Origin of the sequence: Cupriavidus sp. USMAA2-4 (genome assembly GCF_001854305.1) — a bacterium.
Lineage (GTDB): Bacteria > Pseudomonadota > Gammaproteobacteria > Burkholderiales > Burkholderiaceae > Cupriavidus > Cupriavidus malaysiensis.
The window spans coordinates 3,926,502-3,952,859 of record NZ_CP017748.1 but is presented as its reverse complement, the minus strand read 5'-3'; the positions used below and the strand labels follow the sequence as shown (position 1 = coordinate 3,952,859).

General features: G+C 61.3%; 20 protein-coding genes and 1 tRNA gene. 17 read left to right on the top strand and 4 right to left on the bottom strand.

The annotated features are described in order from the left end of the window. Nucleotides 1-4: 4 nt before the first annotated feature. The 12 genes from tnpC (at nucleotide 5) to BKK79_RS17555 (ending at nucleotide 14,151) form a co-directional block, all read left to right on the top strand. On the top strand, nucleotides 5-1,534 hold the full coding sequence (tnpC, locus tag BKK79_RS17585) for an IS66 family transposase (protein WP_009238807.1): 1,530 nt from the start codon (nucleotides 5-7) through the stop codon (nucleotides 1,532-1,534). A gap of 266 nt (nucleotides 1,535-1,800) precedes the next feature. After that, complete coding sequence (locus BKK79_RS17580) at nucleotides 1,801-4,539, top strand: phage tail tape measure C-terminal domain-containing protein (protein ID WP_071038144.1); 2,739 nt, start codon at nucleotides 1,801-1,803, stop codon at nucleotides 4,537-4,539. Between the two features lie 12 nt (nucleotides 4,540-4,551). After that, the gene (locus tag BKK79_RS17575; RefSeq protein ID WP_071038143.1) at nucleotides 4,552-5,166 is read left to right on the top strand and encodes a tail assembly protein; all 615 of its coding nucleotides are present in this window, start codon (nucleotides 4,552-4,554) and stop codon (nucleotides 5,164-5,166) included. Further along, the gene (locus BKK79_RS40400) at nucleotides 5,120-5,572 is read left to right on the top strand and encodes a hypothetical protein (RefSeq protein ID WP_157128437.1); all 453 of its coding nucleotides are present in this window, start codon (nucleotides 5,120-5,122) and stop codon (nucleotides 5,570-5,572) included. The genes BKK79_RS17575 and BKK79_RS40400 overlap by 47 nt, the downstream gene beginning before the upstream one ends. A 665-nt stretch (nucleotides 5,573-6,237) precedes the next feature. Beyond that, a complete protein-coding gene (locus tag BKK79_RS39120) occupies nucleotides 6,238-6,651 on the top strand; it encodes an HNH endonuclease (protein ID WP_084084769.1) in 414 nt (137 codons plus the stop codon). A 156-nt stretch (nucleotides 6,652-6,807) separates the two neighbouring features. Further along, a complete protein-coding gene (locus BKK79_RS40395) occupies nucleotides 6,808-7,689 on the top strand; it encodes a hypothetical protein (RefSeq protein ID WP_157128436.1) in 882 nt (293 codons plus the stop codon). A 134-nt stretch (nucleotides 7,690-7,823) separates the two neighbouring features. Then, the gene (locus BKK79_RS39115; protein ID WP_084084767.1) at nucleotides 7,824-8,561 is read left to right on the top strand and encodes an abortive infection system antitoxin AbiGi family protein; all 738 of its coding nucleotides are present in this window, start codon (nucleotides 7,824-7,826) and stop codon (nucleotides 8,559-8,561) included. Nucleotides 8,562-8,610: 49 nt separating this feature from the next. Further along, the gene (locus BKK79_RS17565) at nucleotides 8,611-8,811 is read left to right on the top strand and encodes a hypothetical protein (protein ID WP_232346228.1); all 201 of its coding nucleotides are present in this window, start codon (nucleotides 8,611-8,613) and stop codon (nucleotides 8,809-8,811) included. A gap of 108 nt (nucleotides 8,812-8,919) precedes the next feature. Further along, nucleotides 8,920-9,099 carry a hypothetical protein gene (locus tag BKK79_RS17560; RefSeq protein WP_084084920.1) on the top strand — a complete coding sequence of 60 codons (180 nt, stop codon included), beginning with the start codon at nucleotides 8,920-8,922 and terminating at the stop codon, nucleotides 9,097-9,099. 60 nt (nucleotides 9,100-9,159) lie between these two features. Next, nucleotides 9,160-10,008, top strand: coding sequence for a hypothetical protein (locus tag BKK79_RS39110; RefSeq protein ID WP_157128435.1), 849 nt, complete (start codon nucleotides 9,160-9,162; stop codon nucleotides 10,006-10,008). 159 nt (nucleotides 10,009-10,167) lie between these two features. After that, nucleotides 10,168-12,666: an AAA family ATPase gene (locus BKK79_RS40390; protein ID WP_157128434.1), complete on the top strand. Its 2,499-nt coding sequence runs from the start codon at nucleotides 10,168-10,170 to the stop codon at nucleotides 12,664-12,666. A gap of 285 nt (nucleotides 12,667-12,951) precedes the next feature. Next, nucleotides 12,952-14,151, top strand: a complete 1,200-nt coding sequence (locus BKK79_RS17555; RefSeq protein ID WP_071038139.1) for a site-specific integrase — start codon at nucleotides 12,952-12,954, stop codon at nucleotides 14,149-14,151. A 48-nt stretch (nucleotides 14,152-14,199) separates the two neighbouring features. Here the strand turns inward: BKK79_RS17555 and BKK79_RS17550 are convergent. From BKK79_RS17550 to acs, 3 genes are all read right to left on the bottom strand, one after another. Continuing rightward, a tRNA-Ser gene (locus BKK79_RS17550) sits at nucleotides 14,200-14,290 on the bottom strand. Nucleotides 14,291-14,376: 86 nt separating this feature from the next. Next, entirely contained in the window at nucleotides 14,377-16,428 is a 2,052-nt protein-coding gene (locus tag BKK79_RS17545) for a sodium:solute symporter family protein (RefSeq protein ID WP_071038138.1), read from the bottom strand. Nucleotides 16,429-16,522: 94 nt separating this feature from the next. Beyond that, nucleotides 16,523-18,505 carry an acetate--CoA ligase gene (gene acs / locus BKK79_RS17540; RefSeq protein WP_071014200.1) on the bottom strand — a complete coding sequence of 661 codons (1,983 nt, stop codon included), beginning with the start codon at nucleotides 18,503-18,505 and terminating at the stop codon, nucleotides 16,523-16,525. 508 nt (nucleotides 18,506-19,013) lie between these two features. On the opposite strand from acs, the gene BKK79_RS17535 reads away from it, so the two are divergent. Beyond that, the gene (locus tag BKK79_RS17535) at nucleotides 19,014-20,537 is read left to right on the top strand and encodes a fumarate hydratase (RefSeq protein WP_071016487.1); all 1,524 of its coding nucleotides are present in this window, start codon (nucleotides 19,014-19,016) and stop codon (nucleotides 20,535-20,537) included. 144 nt (nucleotides 20,538-20,681) lie between these two features. After that, nucleotides 20,682-21,527 carry a glutamate racemase gene (murI, locus tag BKK79_RS17530; protein WP_071014203.1) on the top strand — a complete coding sequence of 282 codons (846 nt, stop codon included), beginning with the start codon at nucleotides 20,682-20,684 and terminating at the stop codon, nucleotides 21,525-21,527. 17 nt (nucleotides 21,528-21,544) lie between these two features. Here the strand turns inward: murI and BKK79_RS17525 are convergent, their stop codons facing one another. Beyond that, nucleotides 21,545-23,845 carry an AAA family ATPase gene (locus BKK79_RS17525; RefSeq protein ID WP_071014206.1) on the bottom strand — a complete coding sequence of 767 codons (2,301 nt, stop codon included), beginning with the start codon at nucleotides 23,843-23,845 and terminating at the stop codon, nucleotides 21,545-21,547. 424 nt (nucleotides 23,846-24,269) lie between these two features. On the opposite strand from BKK79_RS17525, the gene BKK79_RS17520 reads away from it, so the two are divergent. The 3 genes from BKK79_RS17520 to BKK79_RS17510 are packed head-to-tail and all read left to right on the top strand — an operon-like array spanning nucleotide 24,270 to nucleotide 26,175. Further along, nucleotides 24,270-24,932, top strand: a complete 663-nt coding sequence (locus BKK79_RS17520; protein ID WP_071038137.1) for an energy transducer TonB — start codon at nucleotides 24,270-24,272, stop codon at nucleotides 24,930-24,932. A 51-nt stretch (nucleotides 24,933-24,983) separates the two neighbouring features. Continuing rightward, nucleotides 24,984-25,712 carry a MotA/TolQ/ExbB proton channel family protein gene (locus BKK79_RS17515; protein WP_071014210.1) on the top strand — a complete coding sequence of 243 codons (729 nt, stop codon included), beginning with the start codon at nucleotides 24,984-24,986 and terminating at the stop codon, nucleotides 25,710-25,712. A gap of 49 nt (nucleotides 25,713-25,761) precedes the next feature. After that, on the top strand, nucleotides 25,762-26,175 hold the full coding sequence (locus BKK79_RS17510; protein WP_071014213.1) for an ExbD/TolR family protein: 414 nt from the start codon (nucleotides 25,762-25,764) through the stop codon (nucleotides 26,173-26,175). The last annotated feature ends 183 nt before the right edge of the window (nucleotides 26,176-26,358 follow it).

The following is a 26,358-nucleotide window of genomic DNA, read 5'->3' as shown; positions in this document are numbered from 1 at the left end:
CCGCATGAACCTACCCACCAACCTCGATGCCCTGAGCCCGGACGAACTGCGCACACTGGCTGCGCAGTTGATGGCCCAGGTCGGCGAGAAGGACCGGGAGTTGCGGTACCGGCAAGCCAAGATCGACCAGCTCACACACGAGCTGGCCATCCACAAGCGCTGGAAGTTCGGCAAGCGCAGCGAGCAACTGACATCTGAACAGGCGAGTCTGCTGGACGAAGCCATTGACGCAGACCTCGAGGCGATTGAGACCGAACTGGAAGCGCTCCTGCCGTCGTCCAAATCTGAAGCCAAGAGCAAGCCCAAGCGCCAGGCATTGCCGCCGCAGTTGCCGCGCACCGACATCCACCACGAGCCGGACGCAGAGACCTGCACCTGTGGGTGTGCGCTCAAGCGCATTGGCGAAGACATCAGCGAGAAGCTGGACTACACGCCGGGCACGTTCACCGTGGAGCGTCACATCCGCGGCAAATGGGTGTGCGATCAGTGTGAGACGCTGGTGCAGACGCCGGTGCCACCCCACGTCATCGACAAAGGCATCCCGACGGCCGGACTGCTGGCACATACGCTGGTGTCCAAGTTCGGCGACCACCTTCCCCTGTATCGGCAGGAGCGCATCTATGCGCGCGCCGGTCTGGCCATCCCGCAATCGACACTGGGCGCGTGGGTGGGCATCTGTGGCGTGCGTCTGCAACCGCTGGTGGACGCCCTGCAAGAAGAGGTTCTGAGCCACGGTGTTCTGCACGCCGACGAAACGCCAGTGCAGATGCTCGCGCCCGGCAATGGCAAGACGCACCGCGCCTACCTGTGGGCCTATGCGCCGAGCGAGTTCGAGAAGATGCGCGCGGTGATTTACCAGTTTGCGCCCAGCCGCAGCGGCGAGCACGCTCGCGCGTTCCTGGGGCAGTGGCAAGGCAAGCTGGTATGTGATGACTTCGCCGGCTACAAGGCCAGCTTCGACGGTGGCGTCACTGAGATCGGTTGCATGGCCCATTCGCGGCGCAAGTTCTTTGAACTGCACGACAAGCACAAGAGCGAATTGGCGGGCCAGGCACTGCGCTACATGGTGAGCTTGTACGAGATCGAGGCGCAAGTGCGGGATGCTGAGCCAGACCAGCGCCTGGCAGCGCGGCAACAAAGGGCTGGCCCGATTCTAGAGCGGCTGCACGCCTGGCTCGAGGAACAGCGACGCCGCGTCCCAGACGGCTCGGCGATCGCGCGGGCCATTGACTACAGCCTCAAGCGGTGGCCGGCTCTCGTGCGTTACCTCGACGACCCGACGGTGCCCATCGACAACAACCACGTCGAGCGACAGATCCGGCCGGTTGCCCTGGGTCGCTCCAATTGGTTGTTTGCAGGCTCACTGCGCGCCGGTCAACGCGCGGCTGCCGTCATGAGCCTGATCCAATCGGCCAAGCTCAACGGGCACGATCCCTACGCCTATCTGAAAGACGTCCTCACGCGACTGCCGACCCACAAGGCGGCCGACATCGCCGAACTGCTCCCGCATCGCTGGACGCCCAGCGCCACCTAGCTGGCAAGACGGGTTCACCGGGTGCTTACGGGAGGCCGCCCTTTTTATTGTCAACAAATCATGGAGGTACTTATTAGCCAAACGAATAGCGCGCGGAACCGCAATTGCGCCTACGACCCCGACGTAACCCGCATTGTCTCCTGCCGGGTCCGGCCGGAAACGCTTCGGGCACTGCGACTGCTAGCAGCAGAGCGGGATATCTCGGTGGCAAGGATGCTTGCGCAGCAGGCTGAACGACTAGCAGCAACCCTTGAGGGTACCAAGCAATGACCGACAAGCAGTTAAGCGTTGTCGTTACCGCTGATACCTCCGGGTACAAGGCGTCGCTAGATAGCGCCATGAAGTCTAACGACGCGCTAAAGCGGTCCATCGCTTCGGCAGCGTCAACGATGCAGGCCAAGTACGAAGCCCTCGCCTCGCTGGCGCAGAACGCGAGCGACCGCCAGAAACGCGCCGCCCTTGCAACCGTTAATGCCCTGGCCTATCAAGCCGCCACAGCGGGCAAGACGACGGCGGAAATGGCAAAGCTGCGTGCAGAGGCCCAAGGCATCGGCGGCGCGGTGGACAGCTACGTAGAGAAAATCGCCGCCGCCTCCACGCACACGCATGAGTTTAGCCTCAAGACTGCCGGCGCGCAGCGCGAGCTACTGGTACTCGCGCACGAGCTATCACAAGGCAACTATAAGCAGTTCGCGGGCTCTATGCTCGTCCTGGCGCAGCGCACGGGCGCAATGGGCCTTATCTTTAACAAGACCGCCCTATCTATCGGCGCCGCTGCTGGCGTCATCGCGCTTACCGCAGAAACCGCCCTTCATGCGCGGGAACAGCTTGCGGAGTACGGCGAGACTATCAGCAAGCTGAGCCAGCAAACGGGAATTTCCACGGATGCGGTGCAGCGGTGGGCCTTCGCCGCCAGCACTGCCGGCATTGAGGCAAAGGAGTCCGCAAAGGCCCTCGCCTCCCTCGCGGAAGCGCAGAACAAGGCTACGCACGGCAACGCCGACGCGGCTGCGGCGTTCAAGGCAGTGGGTGTATCCCTGGCCGACCTCAAGAGCGCGAGCCCCGAGGAGTTGCTTACGCGCGTTGCGGACGCATTCCACAATTCGGCTGACGGCGCGAGCAAGGCGGCGGTAGCCAATGAGCTATTCGGCGCTGCCGGCGAGCAGCTTATCCCGCTGCTTGACCGTGGCCGCGCTGGCCTGGACGAACTACGCAAGGTAGCCGACGAAACCGGCGCCGTCATCGGCGGGAAGACCGTAGCCCAACTCGCAGCCATGCGCGAGCAGATGGAACAATCGACCGCCAAAATGGACGCGATGATGCGTACGGCCAAGCTCCAATTGCTGCCTACCATCATCCATCTTACCGACGCGCTGGGTGACAACGTAGCCCTTAAGCCCATGCTTGAGGACTTCTACAAGGGCGTCGCGGTAACAATGAAGTCGGCGGCTACGCTCATCGGCACGGTTGTCGTGGGCTTCGAGCAGCTTTCGGAAGCCATCGCAACCTCGCTTTCTGTTGTTTCACTGGGTGCGCAAGGCGAGTTCAAGCTAGCCGCCAATGCTGCGCGTATCGGCTTCGAGAACATGAAGCGAGACGGCGACGGCTACGCGCAGTACATGCGCAAGCTGTGGTCCGACACCGCGCCTCCCTCCAACGCGCACGGCGCCGCTGGCACTAAGCCGCTGAACTTCGCCAAGGGAGGCAACAGCGCAAAGAAGGGTGACGAGGCGGGCCTTAACGCCGCACTGCAAGAGCAGAAGAATTCCATTGCGGAACTTGACGCGCGCCGCAGGGAATCCCTCTCCCAGGCTAAAGCCGACTTCGACACAGGCGCACTGACCTACCGGCAGTATTACGACAAGCTGCGGCAGCTCAATGAGCAGTACTACCGCGAGGAACTTGTAATCGCGGAGAAGCGCGTAGACCTGGCCTCCCAAAAGCGAGACATTGCGGCCCGCCAGCATGCTCTAGGCGAAATGCAAAAGATTGGGGAGGCGTGGACTAAGTCAGAGCAGGACGTGACTAACGCCCTCCTCCGGGAGGAGGACAAGCGCGCGAAGGCGAAGCAGAAGTATGCCGACCAGCAGACCGCGCTCGTCCAAAAGCAGGCAGCGGGCTACGAGCATCAAGACGCCTCTCGCTTTATGAGCCCGTCAGAGCAGCAAGCGGACGCCGAACGCCTCAAGCTCAAGGAGTCATACCTGAGCGAGAGCGCCAAGCTAAAAGAGCAATACGACTCGGCGCAACTGGACATGGCCGAGTACGCACAACGCCTCCAGATCGTAGCGGATGCGTACGCACAGCAGGAGGCCCAGCTAGAAGCCCATTTGCAGAAGCAGCAGCAAATTCGAGAAAGCTACGGCGAGCAAGCCAAGCTAGCGGTAGGCAAGGTTGTTGGCGACGGCAAGACCGGCGCGCAAGCAATGGGCGAAGCCTTTACGACGACATGGCAGCAAGCTTCCTCCGCGCTTGACAAGTTCGTTACTACCGGCAAGTTCAGCTTTCAGGACTTCACCGCAAGTCTGCTGCAAGACATGGCGAAGATTCTCCTTCACATGGCAGAAATGCAGGCGCTCAAGGCGGCAATGTCCGCATTCGGGTTCAGCACGGGCGGCGCGGTAGAGGGCTTCGCCACTGGCGGCCACATCACCGGGCCGGGGACGGGTACGAGTGACAGCATTCCCGCAATGCTCTCCAACGGCGAGTTTGTCATCAACGCTGCGGCGACGAGCAAGTACCGCCCGCTGCTCGAATCCATCAACGCGGGCCACGCTGCGCACTTCGCTACGGGCGGCTACGTCGGCAGCGGCGACTCCTCCAACGGAGGCAACAGCAACGGCGGCATCAATGTGACGGTCCACAACAACGGCGGCCAGGGGCTCAGCACACAGGATGCGAAGCAGTTGCACGCCCTCGTGCAGGCGTTCGTTGATAAGCGCATGGGCCAAAACATGCGCGGACAGGGCGGCTACGCCTATCAGCTTCGCTATGGTCAGATTTAAGGAGGCCCATCGTTGGATCAAGTTAGAACAATCCGGCTCTACGGGAAGCTAGGCGCGAAGTTCGGGCGAGTGCATCGCTATGTCTTCAATTCCGCTAGCGGCGCGCTGCGCGCTCTCTGCGCGATGGTGCCCGGCTTCGAGGCAGAGCTAATGTCGAGCCGCGAGCGCGGCGTACGTTATGCCGTCTTCGCGGGTAAGCGCAACCTCGGGGAGAAACAACTAGGCCATCCCTGCGGATCGGATGATGTGCGCATTGCGCCCGTGCTCGTAGGCAGCAAGTCGGGAGGGCTGTTACAGACAATTGCCGGGGCCGTCCTCGTGGTCGTCGGGGCCGTGATGACGTATTTCCCTGCCACAGCCGCATACGGTCCCAATGTAATGATGCTGGGCGCCGGGATGATGCTCGGCGGCATCGCGCAGATGATGGCACCCCATCAGACAACCCAGGACAGCAACGGCCTACAGTCCTACAACCTCAATGGTGCCGAGAACGTCACGCAACAGGGCGGCCCTGTCCCTTTGCTCTACGGACGCATGCGCGTCGGCTCCGTCGTCATCAGCGAAGGAATGCTAGCCCAGGATGGCAAAGCACAGCTTGTCGGAGGACAGTATCTCTCCACCACTTAAGCCGCGCGCCGCGACTCGCAAGGAGCTACAGGCCCTCGCCAAGCAGGCCGGGACGCCACTTAGCGTCGGCGCCTTCCAGCAGGGCCGATACCGAAGTTGGCCCAAGACCAATAGCGAGCTACGGCGCGGCCTTCTGGAGACAACCTGCGGGCCGGGTATTGCATGGAAATTCCGCAGTCTCGGCGCGTGCGACGAAGCAATCCGCGCGTTGGTCGCCGCGAAGCTGGGAAAGCGCGGCCTGAGGTTCCTGCTTTGGGAGGCCGCAATCCGCGACGGACTTATGGCTTATACCGAATATCAGAGATTAACGGGACTTAAGCGAAGACGCACAGATGATGAGGCCAAGCAATTAGCGATCATCGAACAGGCCGCACTAGACGCAAAGCGGTACGAGCAGGATTATTAACGATTACCAGAGGGCTTGTTGACTAGAAAATATAGATACAAAGACATGGAGGTATTCCTGTTATCAGAAATTCTCCGACGGGCGAGCCATGATGCTCACCTTGTAAATGTCGCCTTATGGGAGGCCGGCCGGGATGCCTCTCCGGATAAGCTGGCTGAGCTAGAGGGGCAGGACCGGGCAGCATATGATCGCATCCGAATGCAGGTTTTTTCCGAGTTGACTAAATAACGATTCAGGTCGGGCATCGAAAATGCCCCTCCGGCCTGCGCATAGCCCCGCCACTCAATTATATTTGACTGGGATGCCCATGGGTAGCCTGGGGCATTAAAATGGCTTGACGGGCCGGATATTGGCCTTGAAATTGATTTCCTTGTGGGGCGTGGGCTGCAGGCCGATAACTACCCGGAAGGCCGCATGGTTCTACGCGCGCGTTACGCGCACGCGTTCCGCACCCGCGCGAGGACGGGCTCTAGCCACAATGGGCCGGGATGGGGAGAGCCAGGGTCGTTTCGCCCCTTTTATTTGCCCATTGCGATATTTCACGACTGACCAGTCGGCGCTGGCAAGTTCGCGCTCTGAATTTTTCCCTCCCCCCCCGTCCACAGAGAATCCCTTAGCTGCAAGGAGGCTGAGCGTGCCGAACGTAATAATAATGAGGATCGAACATGACAGAATGCAGCAAACACCCAAAATGGAAGCCGCAAGGAATGGAGTGGCGCTGTCCGCACTGTGCTATCTCTAATCAGACCAAGCGCAACGGGAAGCCGCTAACAGCCAAACAGAAGCAGCGACTAGCAGCAACTAATGCTCCGCGTATTGATGATCTGTCCGGCCATGCTTGGGGCAAGATAAGGAAGCGAATCCGAGAGCGTGACCGATATACTTGCAAATGTTGTGGCCGAGCAGTGGCTACCGGAATCGTCGACCATATCAAGCCATTAGAGCAAGGTGGCTCGAATGATGATAGTAACCTTCAATTACTCTGCCATGACTGCCATACCGACAAGACCAACCGAGATAGGGGATTCAAAGTGAGGCCATGGGTCGGCGCTGACGGGATTCCGGACGGATGGAAATAGGGGCGGCTGCCCCCCTTGGATAGATCGCAATGACGATCGGGGTCTGCCCTGCTATCCGCGCAGAATCTTATTGTATAAGAGAAAACCTGGAAACCCGCACCAGGCTTGCGTTATAGCCTTTTGATTGTGGTGGAGCACACCATTTTTAGGAGATTAATGGACGCCAAAGACATGCCTCCACTACTGGCCGCAGTACTTGCAGAAGTGGAGAGAAGATCGCTTGATCCGGACTATCGGCAGCACCCCGAGTTGTTTATAAGGCGGGTCATCGGCGATGCGGAGATTTTGGCTCACAGGGAAAGCCGACAAGTCGATTCTCTTAAATTACCGCAACCTCTGCCATGCTGTTCGGCACTACCGGAATCGAGCGGACACAGGTTCGTGCCCTGGTCGATTGAGGAAAGGGCTATACCGGAATCTATCCTTAAACGGGCTGGATGGCGGCGGCGTAGATCTAGGGGGAAATCGCCAGAACCTGTTACCCGTATTGTTCCCATTGAGTGGGTTGATTTGGTAAGCGGGGAAATTTTCACCACCAGCGAGCTACGCGCGTACGTCAAGCATGGCGATCACAAACTGCCCGGAACCGGGTCTATCTCTGAAAGGGCATTGCGGGCGGCTGCCAAGGTGGGGGAATGTACCCCGAGTGAGCGCGAATTTGTTGCTGCGGTACTCCGACTAAGGAACCATCGCGGAGGCTTGGTTGTGGACCTGAATACGTTGATTGCTCGTTGGATAGCCTGGAAACACCCCGGCATGCTATCTAACCACATTGCCAGGAAGTGTAAGCAATTGGCGGCCATTCTGGATAAACGCAAGATTATGGCTAATCCGCAAACACTGTACCGCAGTCTGCAATTTATCGGCAACACCGATCCTTGTGCGGCCCTTACCGAATCTGCGAAGGTGTACGGTGTCGTCCCCGTACATGGGAAGATGGGTGTATGGGTTGGTGGGGAAGCTAAGTACGGGCCGCGCAAGAGGTTAGTGTACCCGACGTCTAACATCACACCTCATTGGTTGGCGCAGAGGCATTAAGTACGTCGATGCGCCCCGGGAAGTCTGAAGAGGTAAGCGCGCTGGCAGATGCGAAGTGAGATTGGCTTTATGCTATCCTTGTGACGCCCCATGCGCTCAGCCATGGGTAAGATTTCACGGCAGAAGGAAGGTAAATGAGGCCAAAATCCAATACGCTTTTCCATTTCACTAAGGACCTAGAGACATTGAAGTTAATTTTGCAGAATGGGTTCTGGCCGAGATATTGCCTGGAGGATGTTGGTTGGTTGGGTGGTGACGATGATTACATTGCCTATCCAATGGTATGTTTTTGCGATATTCCCCTATCAAGGATATCAGAGCATGTTGGTTTTTATGGTCAATTTGGGATCGGGTTGACGCGAAGCTGGGCAGAGGATGCTGGCCTCAATCCGCTTCTATATGTTGCCGGAGAGAATGGTGTGTATGCAACCATCCAGAAGCTTGTGTCCAACGCGACGGATGACGAGGATCCGGAGAGGAGCAAGGCAGCTAGGGCCAGCGTTTTGCATATGCTTGCGTATTCGAAGCCTGTTAGCGGAAAAATGGTTGTTGGGGAGGGGCCAGTAGATAAGCTATTTTACCAAGAGTCCGAATGGAGATATGTCCCGAAGGGTAAGGGGGTGTCGCGATTTATAACTAAGGCGAATTTTGACGACGCTTCACAGCGGGACCGTGCTAACGCCAAGACGCGGGAGGGCTGCATGTTGAGATTCGGGCCGAAAGATGTTAGGTATATTTTTGTTAAGTCTGACTCGGATATTCCTGATGTTGTTAATTTTATTCATGCCCATATGGATCGGTACACGGGGAGCGAACAAAAGATTCTTATGTCGCGTGTCGTGTCGCTAGAGAGCCTGAGCGAAGATCTGTGACGGGCCGGGAGCACCCGACAGCCCCAAAGTACACTCGATGGAAAAAACTGTGGACATTCTCAAGACCGAAGCCGAAATCGCTAAGCTGATGGCCGAGACACAGAAGCTGAATGCGGAAGGCGCGAAGTACCACGCCGAGGGCGCCAAGTTTCGGCGCGAAACGTTCCTGATGCCCTTTGTTGCCGGCATGGCAACCTTGGGGGCGACAATCGGAGCGGTAGCAACATTCGCTAAGCTGTTTGTCCACTAACACGAAAGGACGCCGCGAGGCGGCTCTCTCTCCTTTATGGCCTACACTCCCCCGACCGCCGCAGACCTTCGCCGCTTGAAAGACTCCCTAGAGAAGACTAGCGAGCAGATGGCCGAGCTATTCGCGCTCGCGGGCGGGCAGCAGTGGCGCAAGTACACGGGCGGCGAAAGCCCGCGCGTTATGGGCGAAGACCGCTTGTTCTATGCCGCTGCACGGCTGACCCTCTCGGAGGAGGAGCTAGCCCGGGTCTACGCCAAGATGCGCGACATTGGCGCGGATCTGGGCTGACTTGCCGTGATCCGAGACGTTCGCCAAAGCATCGAGAGGGCAGCGAGGTACGGCCCAGATATGCGTAAACCGCGATCTGGGGGCGCCGATTTCGAACCGCCCGCCGCAGGCATCGCTTGCGCACGGCTGATCGGCTATTTCGAGCTTGGAAAGCACGAGCAGGAATACCAGGGGCAAAAGCGGCTCCGCGACAAGGTAGACCTCATTTTTGAACTGAGCGGGCCGAACCACCCGCCGCGAGCCTTGGCAGACGGCACGAAAGTGCCGCAGCGTATCGCCGTTAAAGAAACACTGGACCTGAGCAAAGATTCCAACTTCTTAAAGCTCTTCACAATGATGAACTACGCAGCCAAGGCTACCCATATGGCCCAACTCCTGGGCGACGCATTCCTTGTGGAGATTTTTCACCGCAAGAGCAGGGACGGCAAGAAGACTTTCGCGAACCTCAAGGGGCCGAACGGCTACAACATTAGAAATTCGATCTATCAAGACCTAATTATAGGAAAAACGATAACAATCGAAATTGCCCCGCCCATCACGAAGCTTCGGCTATTTGTTTGGACCACCGCCGACGTGAAAGATTGGTATAACCTTTACATGCCAGGAGAATACGAAGAAGTTCACGATTCAGAAGGCAATTTAGTTACCCCGACCAGATCAAAGAATGTTCTCCAAGAACAGATCATTCAGGCCGTCAACTGGCCTGAACATCCGCTCGCCTCAGTCGTTACCCTTGGGGAAGAGGAAAAACCGGTTGCACCCGAGATGCACACCAAGCGCGCGCCGATCCCGGATAGACGTCGAAGCGCACCGCACGCAGCCTTCGATGCTTCGATAGACGCTCGCAAAAGGACAAGGCGCCAACAGGACATCCCGCCGACGCGCAAGCAGGAGACTAAAGGCACGTAGGACATCGCCCCCCCTCGATTCGAGCTGTTGTGGGCCAAGAGCGGATCTACCATTAGTCAGACTGAGGCTGCCGCATAGGGACCGTAGCCTACCGCTTCTTTGTATGAGAGGATAGCCTTAACGCGGAGTAGCAAAAAACTCAGACGGGACGAATTCACGATGAGCATCGACACTGCAAAGCAAGCATTCGAAATCTTGGTGGCGGAGTGGGAAGCGACCCGCGAGACAATTGAGACAGAACAGGACGTACGCTTTCGGGTAATCAACCATGTCCTTACTGATGTACTCGGCTGGGCTGATTCTCAAATCGAAACTGAGCGTCACGAAGAGGAGGGCTACGTAGACTATCTTATGCGCGAAGGTGATCGCGCTCGCCTTGTTGTCGAGGCGAAGAGACAGAAAGTTCTGCTAGTTGACTCACAGAATCCTACTAGACAAGCGTACAAAATAGGCGGAGCCGCACTCAAGAGTGCCCGAGACGGCCTAGCTCAGGCAACAGGTTATTGCATTAATTTCGGCGCCCCCTTTCTGGCACTAACAAATGGATTTGAATGGATAGTTCATTGGCCGTTGAGAGGGGACGGGAAGCCGCAGAATCATCACTATGCGATTGTCTTTCCAAACCACAAGGCAATACTCGATAATTTTGCCGAATTCTACGACATCTTCTCTCGCTCGGGAGTAGGAAAAGATCTATTCAAGATACACATAAATAGCGCCGAGGGCCTCTCACTTTCCCATAGTGAGCCCTTGCGCCCCTTAAGGGATCCCAAATACCTAAAGCGCCTCGAACGCTCCAGCATGGCACGGGAGTTAGGAGAAGTATTGAACGGCTTTTTTAGCTCCATGAGTGGCGACGATGATCCCGAGATGCTCTCAGAGTGTTTTGTTGAAAGCAAAGAAAGCAGAGAAGCTGACGCCACCTTACAACGCCTCACGGAGAGCCTCCTACAAGAGATAGAGGTAGTTGGCAATGAAAATGCAGGAAATCTACAGGACGAAATTAGAGATGCTGTAGAAATGACCCGCAAGGAATTCGTCCTCATCATAGGGAACAAGGGGGCCGGGAAATCAACATTTATTGACCGCTTTTTCCGCACGGTTCTTGCGGCAGATCTCCGTGCGCGCTGCGCGGTTCTTCGAGTCGACCTCCGGGATTCTAATGGTGACGTAACACAACTATCCAGCTGGCTCACAGAGCAGCTCATTGGATTATGCGAGGGCATTCTTTTCCCCGGCGTCGTTCTGAGCCATGAGCAATTACAAGGAGTCTTCCATAGCAAATATCAGAGATGGGCACAGGGCGAGTACAAGCATCTTTACGACTCCGACAAAATTCAGTTCAAGATTCGATTCGGCGATTACATACGGTGCATGCGGGATGACTCCCCGGCAGAGTATTTACAAGCATTTCTAGCTCACGCCACCTATGCCCGGCGAATGATGCCATGCGTTGTATTCGACAACACCGATCACTTCAATCAGCAATTCCAAGAAGCCGTTTTTCAGTACGCCCAATCCATTCACAGAAACGTCTACTCATTTGTCATCTGTCCAATCACCGACAGAACAATCTGGCAGCTTTCGAAGCACGGCCCCCTGCAGTCATACGACACAAAATCATTTTACCTACCCATCCCACCCACCAAAGAAATTCTGCAGAAGCGGGTGACATTCCTCAAATCAAAACTAAAAGGCCCTGCGAAGCAAAGTGAGCAGTATTTACTGCGCAAAGGCATTCGAATTTCAGTTCGCGACATAAATGCGTTTGCCGCCTGCATTGAAGAAGTCTTCATAAACACAGAATACATATCGCGCACAGTTAGTTGGCTTTGCAACTACGACATCCGGCGCGGACTCAATCTCTCTAAACAGATCATCACATCCCCTCAAATCAGCATTGAGGATTTGGTAAAAATCTACATCTCAGGGAAACCCATCTCCATCCCGGAATATCGCATTCGAAAAGCCCTATTCCTCGGAGAATATAATCAATTCCGCCAAGAGAGCAGCGAGTACGTTTTCAATGTATTCGCTGTATTTCCGGACATGCTTGGCACGCCTCTAGCAACGTGTTCGATTCTACAATGCCTAAAGGACAAGCTAGCAGAGTCATCGGATATCCGGGAATCTTATATGGACCTAGCTTCCATCGCATCATACCTGGAACCGATGGGCATGCCTCCAACGATAACGAAGCGCCACGCCCAATCTCTTCTAAGTTATCGATTGATCGAACCATTCGACCCAACTGAAAGTACCGCAACCGAAGCAACTCAGCTACGATTGACCCCTAGCGGCGCAATTCACCTTGAATTTGCGCTAACTGATACCTCTTACATTGAGCATATCGGTTTAGCAACCAGCGTCCGGGAAAGTTTAATCGCTGACGGAATACGAGAAACGCTGCGAAACCACATTGAATCGTCAGCGGCCGCGCAGAAATTTCACGAGTTGCGGAATTCCTTCGCCAAATATATCTTAGAAGAGGATCTTAAATTCTGCACAATACCTGCAGCCTATCAAGGACAAATTAACCTTCGAGTGCAATTCAAAAATACTTGGCTAAAGGATTTCACACCCCCCCTCACAATCAGATCGGAAACCGAAAAGAAATTTTCAGCAACAATCCGGAAACTTCCCAGCAAGAGCAATTAAACCAAATAAAATGATGCCTCCCTGCAAAAGCCCGACTTCGGTCGGGCTTTTTTATTACATGAAGCAAAGCAAAGAAGGTCGATATTTTTCACCAACAACGCTCAACCACTTGGAGGACTAAAGCTTGAGCGTCCGCTTCCTCACCATCCGAAAATTCTCAGAAAAGAGCGGATACACCGAAGACGCCGTAAGAACAAAGATTCATCGCGGCATCTGGCTGGAAGGCGAAGTATGGAAGAAGGCCCCCGATGGGCGGCAACTAATTGACGTAAAGGGATTCGAGCTATGGGTAGAGACGGGCGGGGAGTTAGGAAGGTTTCGGAAAGCAGCGTTCAAATCTCCTTCACTTATCGGGGAATAATTTGCAGAGAGCGGCTTCGCATCAAACCGACGACCGCAGGGCTCAAGCAGGCGGAGCTACTCCGTGCTGAGATTTTGCTGGCAATTGCGCGGGGAACGTTCAACTATGCGACTGCCTTCCCCGAGTCCCCACGGGCCGCAACGTTCGCGGAATTCAAAGGCCAAATTAAGACAGTAGAGGACTATCTAGAAAGCTGGCTAGTGCGGCAAGAGAAATTCCTGAAGGCCAGCACGGTGGACGGATACCGTAAAGTGGTGAGCTACCTACTGATACCGGCGTTTGGCAAGCGGAAGCTATCAGACTTAACAAGGACTGATTTCCGCGACTGGCTGGACAAGATGACGTGCAGCAACAAGCGACTGGCAAACATCCAGAGCGTTGCCCGCAAGGCGTTTGAGGATGCAGTACAGGATGAGCCGCCACTGATGGAAAGGAATCCTCTGCACGGCTGGACATACCGAAAGAAGGAGGCCCCCAAGGAAGATGACGACGTAGACCCGTTCACCGCGAACGAGCAGCAGTCTATCGTCGCCGCCCTCCCCGCCCAAGCTGCGAACATGATCCAGTTTGCATTCTGGACCGGCTTGCGGACCTCAGAGCTTGTCGCTCTGGACTGGACGGACGTTGATTGGCGTAAGGGTGCCGTTGTGATTCGGCGAGCGCTGACGCAGACCGCAACGGTTGCCGAAGACACCAAGACGAAATCCAGCCGCCGCGAAGTGAAGTTGCTACCTCCCGCGCGGGCCGCCCTGGAGGCTCAGAAGGCGCACACGTTGCTGTCGGGGCGCGAGGTCTTCCAAGACCCCCGAAACGGGGAACGCTGGGCCGGGGATTCGCCGATCCGGATTGTTTGGACGCGGGCACTACGACAAGCGAAGGTGCGCTATCGCAAACCGTACCAAACACGCCACACCTATGCATCCATGATGCTGTCAGCGGGCGAACATCCGATGTGGGTTGCGCGGCAGATGGGACACTCGAACCAGAACACCACTGTGCGCGTCTACGCACGTTGGATGCCGAGTGCTGACCCCGACGCAGGCGGCAAAGCAGTAGAGAAGTTTGCAGCGGACGTGCTGCGATTGTCGTGCGATTCAGAGCCGAAAGTAGCCGAAAACAGCTAACTCAATCGCAGCCCCGAACCGCTAAGCGCTTGATTTACAAGGAAATCCTGGCGGAGAGAGGGGGATTCGAACCCCCGATAGGCTATTAACCTATACACGCTTTCCAGGCGTGCGACTTAAACCACTCATCCATCTCTCCGGGAAGTCCGCGATTATAACAGAGTTATTTTTCGAATCCAGTACTTCCTGCGGGAACAAGCGAAAAGACGGGCAAGCCCCGTGCAATCAGCCCTTGCGCAGGTAACCGACCAGCCGGTCGATCACCGGCGCGTTGCGCGGTGTCAGCAAGCTGACGACGATGGCCACGATGAAGCCGGCCGGCACGCCGAAGGCGCCGGATGCGATCGGGTCGACGCCGAACCAGCGGTCGCCGAAGATGCCGGTCATGCGCGTGAAGAAGGGATAGTTGACGAAGATGTAGTAGATGGCCACCCCCAGTCCCGCCGCCATGCCGGCCACCGCGCCCGCCGCCGTGGTGCGGCGCCAGAAGATGCCCAGCACCAGCACCGGGAAGAAGCTGGAAGCGGCCAGCGAGAAGGCGGCACCGACCAGGAACAGGATATTGCCCGGCCGCAGCGAGGTCACGTAGGAAGCGAACAGCGCCACCCCCAGCAGCAGTACCTTGGCCGTGGTCACCCGGCGCTGGTGGCTCGCCTGACGATCGACCATGTGATAGAAGACGTCGTGAGACAAGGCGTTGGCGATGGTCAGCAGCAGGCCATCGGCCGTGGACAGCGCGGCGGCCAGCGCGCCGGCCGCGACCAGGCCGGAGATCACATAGGGCAGCCCGGCGATCTCCGGCGCGGCCAGCACGATCATGTCGGGCTGGATCAGGATCTCCGCCCACTGCACGATGCCGTCGCCGTTGACGTCGCGCAGCGTGAACACCGGCGGATCGACCTTGCGCCATTGCACCACCCACTGCGGCAGTTCCGCATAGGGCGTGCCCACCAGGTGTTGCAGGAACTCCACCTTGACCAGCGCCGCGAGCGCCGGCGCGGAGACATAGAGCAAGGCGATGAAGAACACCGCCCAGGCGACGGAATTGCGCGTCTCCTTGACCGACGGCGTGGTGTACAGCCGGGTCAGGATGTGCGGCAGGCTGGCGGTGCCCACCATCAGGCAGAACACCAGCAGCACGAAGTTCAGGCGCTTGGCATCCCGCTCGCCCTCGCTCGCCGCGGGAAACGGCTCGGTGGAGGACTTCGAGGGCAGGCTGCGCGCGAGCGCGTCGTCGCGCATCTGCGTCCACTGCTGGTGCGCCTCGGCGGCATCGCGCGGATAGGCCAGCCGCTCGCGCTCCAGTTCCTTGATCTCGCGCAGCGGCGCGTTGCGCACGCGCAGCGACTCCAGCCGCGCCGTCAGCGCATCGCGCTCTTCCTCGAAGGACTGCGGCAGGCGGGCGATGCGGATCTGCAGGGCGGCCGCCTTGTCTGCGTAGAACTTCCGCACCGCGCGTTCGGCCGGGTCCTGGTCGAGCCGGCGCTCCTCCCGGTCGATCTGCGCCAGCAGCGGCCCGTAGCCGAGCTGGGGCAGCAGTTGGTGATGATGCTTCCAGGCGATCATCGACACCGCCGCCAGGAAGGCCACGATCAGCATGATGTACTGCGCCACCTGTGTCCAGGTGACGGCCCGCATGCCGCCCAGGAAGGAGCAGACCAGGATGCCGGCCAGCCCGAAGAACACGCCGACGGCGAATTCGACGCCGATGAAGCGCGTCACCACCAGCCCGACCCCCTGGATCTGCGCGACCAGGTAGACGAAGGAGCAGAGCGAGGCGGCCAGCACGGCGATGCCGCGCACGGCGAAGTTTCCGCCCGGGCGGCCGTTGCCGTAGCGGGCGGCGAGAAAGTCGGGAATGGTGTAGCCGCCGTACTTGCGCAGGTAAGGCGCCAACAGGAAGGCGACCAGGCAGTAGCCGCCGGTCCAGCCCATCACATAGGCCAGTCCTTCATAGCCCGAGGCGAAGACGATGCCGGCCAGGCCGATGAAGGAGGCCGCGCTCATCCAGTCGGCGGCGATCGCCATGCCATTGAAGACGCCCGGCACGCGCCGGCCCGCCACGTAGTACTCGGTCAGGTCGGAGGTGCGGCAGATCAGCCCGATGCAGGCATAGATCGCGATGGTGACGAAGAGGAAGACATAGCCCAGCCACAGGGCATCGCTGCTGGACCGTTCCAGCAGCGACATCATGCCGACGAAGCCCAACAGCCCGAGCGTGAACAGGCTGTAGTAGAGCGTCAGCCGGCGGCGGAAGCGCGACTGGTCGTCGGGCATGGAATAGAACGTGGCGGCACGGAAGCGGGGCGCGACGGGCCGGCGTGCGGCCGGCGCCGCGCGGGCGCCGGGCCGTCATGCCGCTGCGCCCGGATCAGCGTGCCTGCTTGAGCTGGTCGAGGATCTGCGGGTTCTCCAGCGTCGAGGTGTCCTGCGTGATTTCCTCGCCCTTGGCCAGAGAGCGCAGCAGGCGCCGCATGATCTTGCCGGAACGGGTCTTGGGCAGGTTGTCGCCGAAGCGGATGTCCTTGGGCTTGGCGATCGGGCCGATCTCCTTGCCCACCCAGTTGCGCAGCTCGGCGGCGATCTGCTCGGCCTCGGCGCCATCCGGACGCGCGCGCTTGAGCACGACGAAGGCGCAGATCGCTTCGCCGGTGGTGTCGTCGGGGCGGCCCACCACGGCCGCCTCCGCCACCAGCGGGTTGGCCACCAGGGCCGACTCGATCTCCATGGTGCCCATGCGATGGCCGGACACGTTCAGCACATCGTCGATGCGGCCCATGATGGTGAAGTAGCCGGTGTCCTTGTCGCGGATCGAACCGTCGCCGGCCAGGTACAGGCGGCCGCCCAGCTCCTCGGGGAAGTAGCTCTTCTTGAAGCGCTCCGGATCGCCCCAGATGGTGCGGATCATCGACGGCCACGGACGCTTGATCACCAGGATGCCGCCATGCCCGTTGGGCACGTCGTTGCCGGTCTCGTCGACCACTGCCGCCATGATGCCCGGCAGCGGCAGCGTGCAGGAACCCGGCACCAGCGGCGTCGCGCCCGGCAGCGGCGTGATCACGTGGCCGCCGGTCTCGGTCTGCCAGAAGGTGTCGACGATCGGGCAGCGCTCGCCGCCGATGTTCTGGTAGTACCACATCCAAGCCTCGGGATTGATCGGCTCGCCCACCGTGCCCAGCAGGCGCAGGCTGGACAGGTCGTACTGGCGCGGATGGATCTTCTCGTCGGCGTCGGCCGCCTTGATCAGCGAGCGGATCGCCGTCGGCGCCGTGTAGAAGATGCTGACCTTGTGGCGCTGGATCATGTCCCAGAAACGGCCCGCGTTCGGATAGGTCGGCACGCCCTCGAACATCAGCTGGGTCGCGCCGGCTGCCAGCGGGCCGTAGGCGATATAAGTGTGGCCGGTGATCCAGCCGATGTCCGCCGTGCACCAGAAGAGGTCATCCGGCTTGACGTCGAAGGTCCAGCGCATCGTCATCAAGGCCCACAGCAGGTAGCCGCCGGTGCTGTGCTGCACCCCCTTGGGCTTGCCGGTGGAGCCGGAGGTGTAGAGCACGAAGAGCGGGTGTTCGGCGTCGACCGGTACCGCCTCGCAGGTGTCCGCCTGTCCGGCGGATACGTCCTCCATCGAACGGTCGCGGCCTTCGCTCCAGCTGACTTTGCCACCGGTGCGGCGGTAGACGATCACGTTCTTGACGGCCTCGCAGCCGCCCAGCGCCAGCGCCTCGTCGGCGATGGCCTTGAGCGGCAGCGCCTTGCCGCCGCGCATCTGTTCGTCGGCGGTGATCAGTGCCACCGCGCCGACATCGACCAGGCGCTCCTGCAGCGATTTGGCCGAGAAGCCGCCGAACACCACCGAGTGGGTGGCGCCGATGCGGGCGCAGGCCTGCATCGCGACCACGCCTTCGATCGACATCGGCATGTAGATCACCACACGGTCGCCCTTGGCGATGCCGAGCGATTTCAGGCCGTTGGCAAAGCGGCACACGCGCGCATGCAGTTCGCGGTAGCTGACGCGGGTCACGGTGCCGTCGTCAGCTTCGAAGACGATGGCGATCTTGTCGGCGTTGCCGTTCTCGAGATTGCGCTCCAGGCAGTTGTAGGAAGCGTTGAGCTGGCCGTCCTCGAACCACTTGTAGAAAGGGGCGTCGCTCTCGTCGAGCACCTTGGTGAAGGGCTGGTTCCAGTGCAGCAGCTCGCGTGCGTGGCGTGCCCAGAAGCCCTCGTAGTCGCGCTCGGCCTCGTCGCACAGGGCCTGGTAGGCCTCCATGCCGGAGATGGCCGCCTGCTCGACGAACGATGCGGGGGGGTTGAAGACGCGATGCTCTTGCATCACCGATTCGATGGCGGACATGTCGTTGTCTCCTGATTGGCTTGGCTGCGTGGCTGCAAACTTACGCTTGGTGGCTTACTGAATCCTGACGCTGCACGCAGGCAGCCGCGCCGCATCGCGATGGCGCCGGCGCCTGCTGCATCGCAGCATGGGGCGCGGTAAGCGGGACCCGGGGGACGTCTCCCGCATGCTCGCCTGTCAATGTGCAGCCTTCTCCATTAGGCTAGCACAGCTACCCGGCAACGGCGCCGTTCGGGCGGGATTCCCGAATGCCGCGCTGTGCCATTCCGCGCCATTCCCTCGCTGCCAGCAGACCGGCGGCTGCATAGCGCGCCGTGAGCGCCCTGAGCCGCAGGCGCTCACCAACCGCAGCCCTGCCCGGCTGCTTTCTTCATTGTCACCGCCGGCAAGCCGCAAGCATCACCTCCAGCCCGGCTGGGCGAATGTGGACGGATGTATGCACGCAGGCAACCACACCCGCCACGGTGTATGATTGCGGGCTACGTCCCACCGCATGTCCTCCCACAACATGACCGCCATCAAGCAAGAAGACCTCATCCAGAGCGTCGCCGACTCCCTGCAGTACATCAGCTACTACCACCCGATGGACTACATCACCAGCCTGGGCCGTGCCTATGAGCTGGAGCAGAGCCCGGCGGCGAAGGACGCGATCGCCCAGATCCTGACCAACAGCCGCATGTGCGCGGAAGGCAAGCGGCCCATCTGCCAGGACACCGGCATCGTCACCGTGTTCCTGAAGATCGGCATGAACGTGCGCTGGGATGACGCCACGATGAGCCTGGAAGACATGGTCAACGAAGGCGTGCGCCGCGCCTACAACGACCCGGACAACAAGCTGCGCGCCAGCGTGCTGGCCGATCCGGCAGGCAAGCGCACCAATACCAAGGACAACTCCCCGGCGGTGATCAACGTCTCCGTCGTACCGGGCGACACGGTCGACGTGATCGTCGCGGCCAAGGGCGGCGGCTCCGAGGCGAAATCCAAGTTCGTGATGCTGAACCCGTCCGACTCGATCGTCGACTGGGTGCTCAAGACCGTGCCGACCATGGGCGCCGGCTGGTGCCCGCCGGGCATGCTCGGCATCGGTATCGGCGGCACCGCGGAAAAGGCGATGCTGCTGGCCAAGGAAGCCCTGATGGAGCCCATCGACATCCAGGACCTGATCGCGCGCGGCCCGTCCAATCGCGCCGAGGAACTGCGCATCGAACTGTACGAGAAGGTCAACGCACTGGGCATCGGTGCGCAGGGCCTGGGCGGCCTGGCCACCGTGCTCGACGTGAAGATCAAGGACTACCCGACCCACGCCGCCAACCTGCCGGTGGCCATGATCCCGAACTGCGCCGCCACCCGCCACGCGCACTTCACGCTGGACGGCAGCGGCCCGGCCAAGCTGGAAGCGCCTGACCTGTCGCAATGGCCGAAGGTCGAGTGGGCGCCGAACACCGAGACCTCCAAGCGCGTCGACCTGAACGCGCTGACGCCGGAAGAAGTGGCCTCGTGGAAGCCGGGCCAGACCCTGCTGCTGAACGGCAAGATGCTGACCGGCCGCGATGCCGCACACAAGCGTATCGCCGACATGCTGGCCAAGGGCGAGAAGCTGCCCATCGACTTCACCAACCGTGTGATCTACTACGTCGGCCCGGTCGATCCGGTGCGTGACGAAGTGGTGGGTCCGGCCGGCCCGACCACCGCCACCCGCATGGACAAGTTCACCGAGACCATGCTGTCGCAGACCGGCCTGATCGCGATGATCGGCAAGGCCGAGCGTGGCCCGGTGGCGATCGAGTCCATCCAGAAGCACAAGTCGGCCTACCTGATGGCCGTCGGCGGTGCCGCCTACCTGGTCTCCAAGGCCATCCGCGGCGCCAAGGTGCTGGCCTTCGAAGACCTCGGCATGGAAGCCATCTACGAGTTCGACGTCAAGGACATGCCGGTCACCGTGGCGGTCGACAGCTCGGGCATCTCCGTGCACAAGACCGGCCCCGCCGAATGGCAGGCCAGGATCGGCAAGATCCCCGTCGCGGCCGCCTGATTCCAGGCACGCCGTGACAGCCTTGCTGTCCCTGAAAGCCGGGTCTGCCGACCCGGCTTTTTGTTTCCCGGTGCATGCTCGCCCCGCACTTCCGGTGTGGCCGGGCGCCCTCGCCACCAACCGCCCCTTGCCCTGCCCTTTCCCGTGAACCAGCCCGCCAACGACGCTCCCATCGGCATCTTCGATTCCGGCCTCGGCGGCCTGTCGGTCCTGCGCGAGATCCGCGCGCTGCTGCCGCACGAATCGCTGCTGTATATCGCCGATTCGAAGTACGCCCCCTATGGCGAGAAGCCGGAGCGCTTCGTCGAGGCGCGCACGCTGCAGGTCTGCCGCTGGCTGGCCGACCAAGGCTGCAAGGCGCTGGTGATCGCCTGCAATACCGCCACCGTCCATGCCGTGCAGACGCTGCGCGAGACGCTGCCGCTACCCATCATCGGGGTAGAGCCCGGCCTGAAGCCGGCCGCCGCCGCCAGCCGCAGCAAGGTGGTGGGCGTGCTCGCCACGGCCAATACGCTCAAGGGCGCGAAGTTCGCGCGCCTGCTGGCTTCGCTCGACGGCGAGAGCCGCTTCCTCTGCACCGCCGGCATCGGCCTGGTGGACGCAATCGAGCGCGGCGACGTCGGCAGCGCGGCGGTGCGCGCCAGCCTGGCCGGCTTCCTGCAGCCCATGCTGGACGCCGGCGCCGACACGCTGGTACTGGGCTGCACCCACTACCCCTTCCTGACGGACACGCTGGTGGAGATGATCGGCGGACGCATGGCGCTGATCGATACCGGCGCCGCGGTCGCGCGTCAGCTCGCGCGCCGGCTGGCCGAGCACGGCATCGCCGCCGCGCCCGGCGCGGCCCCCTTCACGCGCTATGCAACGACCAAGGAAGCCAGCCACCTGCAGGATATGGTCGCCGCCCTGCTGCACGTCGACGCGCAGGCGGAAACGATCGTCATCGAACCGGCGCCGCCGCTGGACGCGGCGGCACATGTCCTGCGCTGAACGCGGCGGGCCCCGCCCTACTGCAGGAAGCCGAGCGGGCGACGCTGCCTGACCTCGGGCTTGACCGCATGCTCCTGGCGCAGCTGCGCCAGGAACTCCTCAGGTGTCAGCGCTTCGCCCAGCAGCACGCACTGACGCTTCACAGTTGCGAAGTCACCGGGGGTCAGGCAGTCCATCGCATCGAGTTCGCGGCGCATGCTATCGCTCAAGGCACCCGCATCGCCGCCCAGCGCCTCGTCGGTGAACATGGCCACACGCTGTGCCGGCTTCAGCGGCAGGAAGCGGATCTTGAACGAAAAGCGCCGCAGCGCGGCCTCATCGATGCGATCGAACAGATTGGTGGTGCAGAGGAAGATGCCGTTGAAGCGCTCCATGCCTTGCAGCATTTCGTTGACCTCGGACACCTCGTAGTTGCGCACCGCGTTCTGCCGGCTCTGCATGAAGCTGTCGGCCTCGTCGAGCAGCAGCACGGCGCCGTCCTCCTCCGCGCGCGCGAACATGGCCGCGATCTGCTGCTCCGTCTCGCCCACGTACTTGCTCATCAGGTCGGAGGCGCGGCGGATCATCAGCGGCAGGTCCAGGGCGGCGGCGATATGTTCGGCCAGCGCGGTCTTGCCGGTCCCGGGCGGGCCGAAGAAGCACAGGGTGCCGCGCTGGCGCGCCTGCAGCGCCTGGATGATCTTGTCGACCGCATAGCGCGTTTCCAGGTTCAGGTAGTCGAGCCGGTAATGCGTCACCACCGGGCGCGCCTCGGCCTCCGGACGCAGCCCCATGGCCCGATCGGCGTGATCGAGCTGGCGCAGGATCAGGGCTTCCGCCGGCTCCTGCACGCCGGGACGGGCCAGTTCGACGAAGCGCGCCGCCGACTGCACCTGGGCCGGCGTCAGCGTCTTGCGCGCGGCCAGCGCGGCGATGAAGGCCTCGCTGACCTGCAGGCCTTGCAAGTGCTTGCGCAGGATGTTCTCGCGCACCATCGGCGGCGGCACCTTCAGCTCCAGGTGGAACTGGAAACGCCGCAGGTAGGCCGGATCGATCTGCCGGATCGAGTTCGAGATCCAGATCACCGGCACCGGGTTCTCCTCCAGCGTCTGGTTGACCCAGGCCTTGCCGTTGACCGAGCCGCGCGCGTCCTCGTGCCCGAGCAGGCTCATCAGCTCACGCGCGCTGCCCGGGAACACGTCCTCGACCTCATCGAACAGCAGCGCGGTGCGCGGCCGCCCGCGCAGGAATGCCTGCGAGACCTGCAGCGAACGATAGCGGTCCTTGCCCGACAGGCTGTTGCCGTCGCGATCGAGGCAATCGACCTCGTACAGCTCGCAGCCCGCCTCGCGCGCGATCAGCCGCGCGAATTCCGTCTTGCCGGTACCGGGCGGCCCGTACAGCAGGATATTGACCCCCGCGGCGTGCTGGCGCGTGGCGTTGCCGAGCAGGGCGGACAGGTAGCGCGCGTCGGTCTCGACGTGCGGATAGTCCGAGCAGTCCAGCGTCGGCGGCGCCGCCGGCCGCGTGAAGACCGCCATCATGTCGGCCTCGTCGGCGTAGTTTCCCAGCAGCACGTGCAGCAGCCGGTCCGACAGGCGCATCAGATCGCCCAGGTCGGTCACGCTGTTCTCCGGCAGCGGCTGTTCGATCAGGTTCAGCGTCTCCAGGCGCGAGCCGGGCCGCAGCGAAGCGGCCACCTCGGCGGGGCTGGCGCCGGTCAGGCCGGCGAGGATCTGGAACGCCTCCTGGCTGTGCGCCACCTTGCAGTCGACCATCACCGCGCGCAGGTCGCGCTTGTACTTCGCCAGCGCGGCATAGAGCAGCAGCTTGCGCTCGTGCTCGGGCAGGTCGAGCACATGGCTGAGCATGTCGATATTGCGCACCAGCAGCACCCGCTCGCCTTCCAGGCGGGCAGCGATGGCGGCGGCCGACACCTCGAAGACCGCGTACATGTCCTTGGCGTGGTACTTGACGTACTCGTCCAGGTAGTAGAACAGAGCGCTCTCGTCGAAGGCACTGTTCCACTGACCGTGGCGCTCCAGGAACTCCTCGGCCGGCAGGCGGGCGGCGCCCTTCCAGGCCGGCATGTCGGCACAGCGGGCAGCCAGGAAACGCTGCACGCGCAGCACCACGCCATAGGGCCAGACCAGTTCCTGGGCGCTGACCGTCAGCACGTCGTTGATGTTGCTGCGCAGGTTGAAGCGCGGACCGAGCGCGCAGACCACGCGCAGCGCGAACTGCGCGCACATCCAGTCGAGCGCGGAACTGGTGCCGGCCCCCGGCGTGGCGCGCAGGACGGTCGAACGCTCCTCATCGGCATTGCGGGTGAATTCCATAGCCTCGTCCCCTCGCTCGGGCCGCTGCGCGCCGCTGCGGGTGGCCCGTTTCTCCTATCCTAGCGCGCTTTGCGGCCGGCGCGACATTGCCGCCTACCCTCGGATGCCGGCCTGCGTGGCTTTGTCGCAGGCCGAGCAGACCGCTTGGAACAGCGGTATAAAGTGGGCTGCATCCTGCCGCCCGCGCCCGAGTGCCGCAAAAGGCAACAAATAAGAATCATTATCGTTTATACTCGCGAACTGACACGCTGCCAGAGAGCGGCGCTCCCACGGCAACCCGGTTGAAGGAGCGTTTACCATGGAACTGTTGCTCAGCTTGCTGGTCGGTTGTGGCATTTCGCTAATTCTCTTCTATCGCAAGTAAGCCAGGCCCGCCGTCCGTTGCACCATTCGCGCCCACCCGTCGCGACGCCTGTCGTATCCCATGTTCGATCAACGATTCTTCAAGATCACGGTTGCCGTCCTGCTGTTCCACGCGGGACTGCTGTATCTGGTCCAGAGCGGTCTGGCGCGCAAGTTCACCGAAGCCGTGATCTCGCCTGAGATCGTGGCACGCATCATCCCGCTGGAGCCGCCCGCGCCGCCGGCACCGCCGCCACCCAAACCCCAGTCCAAACCCGAGCCGCCCAAGCAGGTCAAGGTGACGACGCCCAGACCGCAGCCGCAGCCGCAGCCGCAGCAGCCCAAGGTCGAACCGGTCGCCTCGCTGCCACCGACGCCCAACGCGATCGAGGCGCCGCCCGCGCCACCGGCACCGCCTGCGCCAGCCGCACCGGCCGAGCCGCCGGCCCCGGTATCGAGCGCGCCGCGCGCGGTCGGCATCGGCGAGATCCAGTGCTCGCCGCCGCAGCCGGTCTATCCGTCGCAGTCGCGCCGCATGGGCGAGACCGGGCGCGCCGTGGTACGCCTGACCACCGATGAGAGCGGCAAGGTCGTCAAGACCAGCGTGTCCACGTCGAGCGGATCGTCGCGCCTGGATCAGGCGGCGGAAGACGCCGTCAAGCGCATGCGCTGCAAGCCGTACATGGACAACGGCCGTGCCGTGGCGGTGACCGCGCAGCAGCCGATCGCCTTCGAACTCAACTGATCCCGGATCCCCGGAATCGACTTATTCCATCCCGACCTACCAGGAACCAACATGCAGGACCTCGGACTCTCCCACCTCTGGGCGCAAGGCGATTTCGTCATGCGTGCGACCGCCATCATTCTGCTCATCATGTCGCTGTCTTCGTGGATCGTGATCCTCACCAAGGCGTGGGATCTGGTCCGCCTGAAGAAGATGGCGCAGGGCGCGGAAAAGCGCTTCTGGCACTCGGATGACTTCGACCACGCACTCGAGACCCTGGGCGCCAGCGATGCCAATCCCTTCCGCACGCTGGCCATCACCGGCAAGGAAGCCGCCCAGCACCACCGCGCCAGCCAGCCGCAGCTGCACGACGTGATGGATATCTCGGACTGGCTGACCCGTTCGCTGAAGAGCGCCATCGACGACGCCGTGTCGCGCATGCAATCCGGCCTGGCCGTGCTGGCCTCGGTCGGCTCGACCGCGCCTTTCGTGGGCCTGTTCGGCACCGTGTGGGGTATCTACCATGCGCTGATCGGCATCGGCGCGTCGGGCGTGCCGACCATCGACAAGGTAGCCGGCCCGGTCGGCGAAGCGCTGATCATGACGGCCTTCGGCCTGGCCGTGGCGATCCCGGCGGTGCTCGGCTACAACGCCCTGACGCGCGGCAACAAGTCGGTCATCTCGAAGCTCAACCGTTTCGCCCACGACCTGCACGCCTACTTCGTGACCGGCGCCCGCGTGCGTCCCGGCACGGGCCGCACGGGCGAAGACGGCTCGGTGCGCCTGGCCGTGAAGAACTGAGCCGGCTCGCCCCGCTCCCGAACCAACCCCAACGCCAAAGGAAGTCATCATGGCATTCGGCACCCTGGAAGGTGACGACGACGAGGTGATGAGCGAGATCAACATGACGCCGCTGGTCGACGTCATGCTGGTATTGCTGATCATCTTCATCATCACCATTCCCGTGATCAACCACGCGGTCAAGATCGATCTGCCGCGCGCGACCAACCAGCCCAACGACCAGAAGCCGCAGAACATCAACGTGTCGATCGATGCAGCCGGCAAGGTCTACTGGAACCAGGCCGAAGTGGATGACGCCACCCTGGACAACAACATCGCACAGGCTGCCAAGCAGGAACCCCAGCCTGAACTGCACCTGCGCGCTGACCGCGACGTACGCTACGAGCGCGTGGCGCAGGTCATGGCCGCGGCCCAGCACGGCGGCCTCGGCAAGATCGGCTTCATCACCGAACCCAAGCACTGACGCGGCATGCGGCACCGCGTGCTGCCGTCCGCATCGAGCAAGGCATCCTTCGGGATGCCTTTTTTCTTTTCACTCCCCCGCGACTGCCCGCCCGATGAATTTGCTCCCTCCGCGCGTACGTCGCCCCGCCCTGCAGAAGATGCGCCACGGTCCGCCGGCCGAGTTGTAAAGTTTGGTGAACCC

What these genes read in the sequence shown, in the direction of transcription:
- BKK79_RS40390 (WP_157128434.1), top strand. Translation starts at nt 10,168, where the DNA reads ATGAGCATCGACACTGCAAAGCAAGCATTCGAAATCTTGGTGGCGGAG.
- BKK79_RS39110 (WP_157128435.1), top strand. Translation starts at nt 9,160, where the DNA reads ATGCGTAAACCGCGATCTGGGGGCGCCGATTTCGAACCGCCCGCCGCA.
- BKK79_RS17560 (WP_084084920.1), top strand. Translation starts at nt 8,920, where the DNA reads ATGGCCGAGCTATTCGCGCTCGCGGGCGGGCAGCAGTGGCGCAAGTAC.
- BKK79_RS17555 (WP_071038139.1), top strand. Translation starts at nt 12,952, where the DNA reads ATGGGTAGAGACGGGCGGGGAGTTAGGAAGGTTTCGGAAAGCAGCGTT.
- BKK79_RS17520 (WP_071038137.1), top strand. Translation starts at nt 24,270, where the DNA reads ATGTTCGATCAACGATTCTTCAAGATCACGGTTGCCGTCCTGCTGTTC.
- BKK79_RS17535 (WP_071016487.1), top strand. Translation starts at nt 19,014, where the DNA reads ATGACCGCCATCAAGCAAGAAGACCTCATCCAGAGCGTCGCCGACTCC.
- BKK79_RS17510 (WP_071014213.1), top strand. Translation starts at nt 25,762, where the DNA reads ATGGCATTCGGCACCCTGGAAGGTGACGACGACGAGGTGATGAGCGAG.
- BKK79_RS39115 (WP_084084767.1), top strand. Translation starts at nt 7,824, where the DNA reads ATGAGGCCAAAATCCAATACGCTTTTCCATTTCACTAAGGACCTAGAG.
- BKK79_RS40395 (WP_157128436.1), top strand. Translation starts at nt 6,808, where the DNA reads ATGGACGCCAAAGACATGCCTCCACTACTGGCCGCAGTACTTGCAGAA.
- BKK79_RS17545 (WP_071038138.1), bottom strand. Translation starts at nt 16,428, where the DNA reads ATGCCCGACGACCAGTCGCGCTTCCGCCGCCGGCTGACGCTCTACTAC.
- BKK79_RS17580 (WP_071038144.1), top strand. Translation starts at nt 1,801, where the DNA reads ATGACCGACAAGCAGTTAAGCGTTGTCGTTACCGCTGATACCTCCGGG.
- tnpC (WP_009238807.1), top strand. Translation starts at nt 5, where the DNA reads ATGAACCTACCCACCAACCTCGATGCCCTGAGCCCGGACGAACTGCGC.
- acs (WP_071014200.1), bottom strand. Translation starts at nt 18,505, where the DNA reads ATGTCCGCCATCGAATCGGTGATGCAAGAGCATCGCGTCTTCAACCCC.
- BKK79_RS17515 (WP_071014210.1), top strand. Translation starts at nt 24,984, where the DNA reads ATGCAGGACCTCGGACTCTCCCACCTCTGGGCGCAAGGCGATTTCGTC.
- BKK79_RS17525 (WP_071014206.1), bottom strand. Translation starts at nt 23,845, where the DNA reads ATGGAATTCACCCGCAATGCCGATGAGGAGCGTTCGACCGTCCTGCGC.
- BKK79_RS39120 (WP_084084769.1), top strand. Translation starts at nt 6,238, where the DNA reads ATGACAGAATGCAGCAAACACCCAAAATGGAAGCCGCAAGGAATGGAG.
- BKK79_RS40400 (WP_157128437.1), top strand. Translation starts at nt 5,120, where the DNA reads ATGGCAAAGCACAGCTTGTCGGAGGACAGTATCTCTCCACCACTTAAG.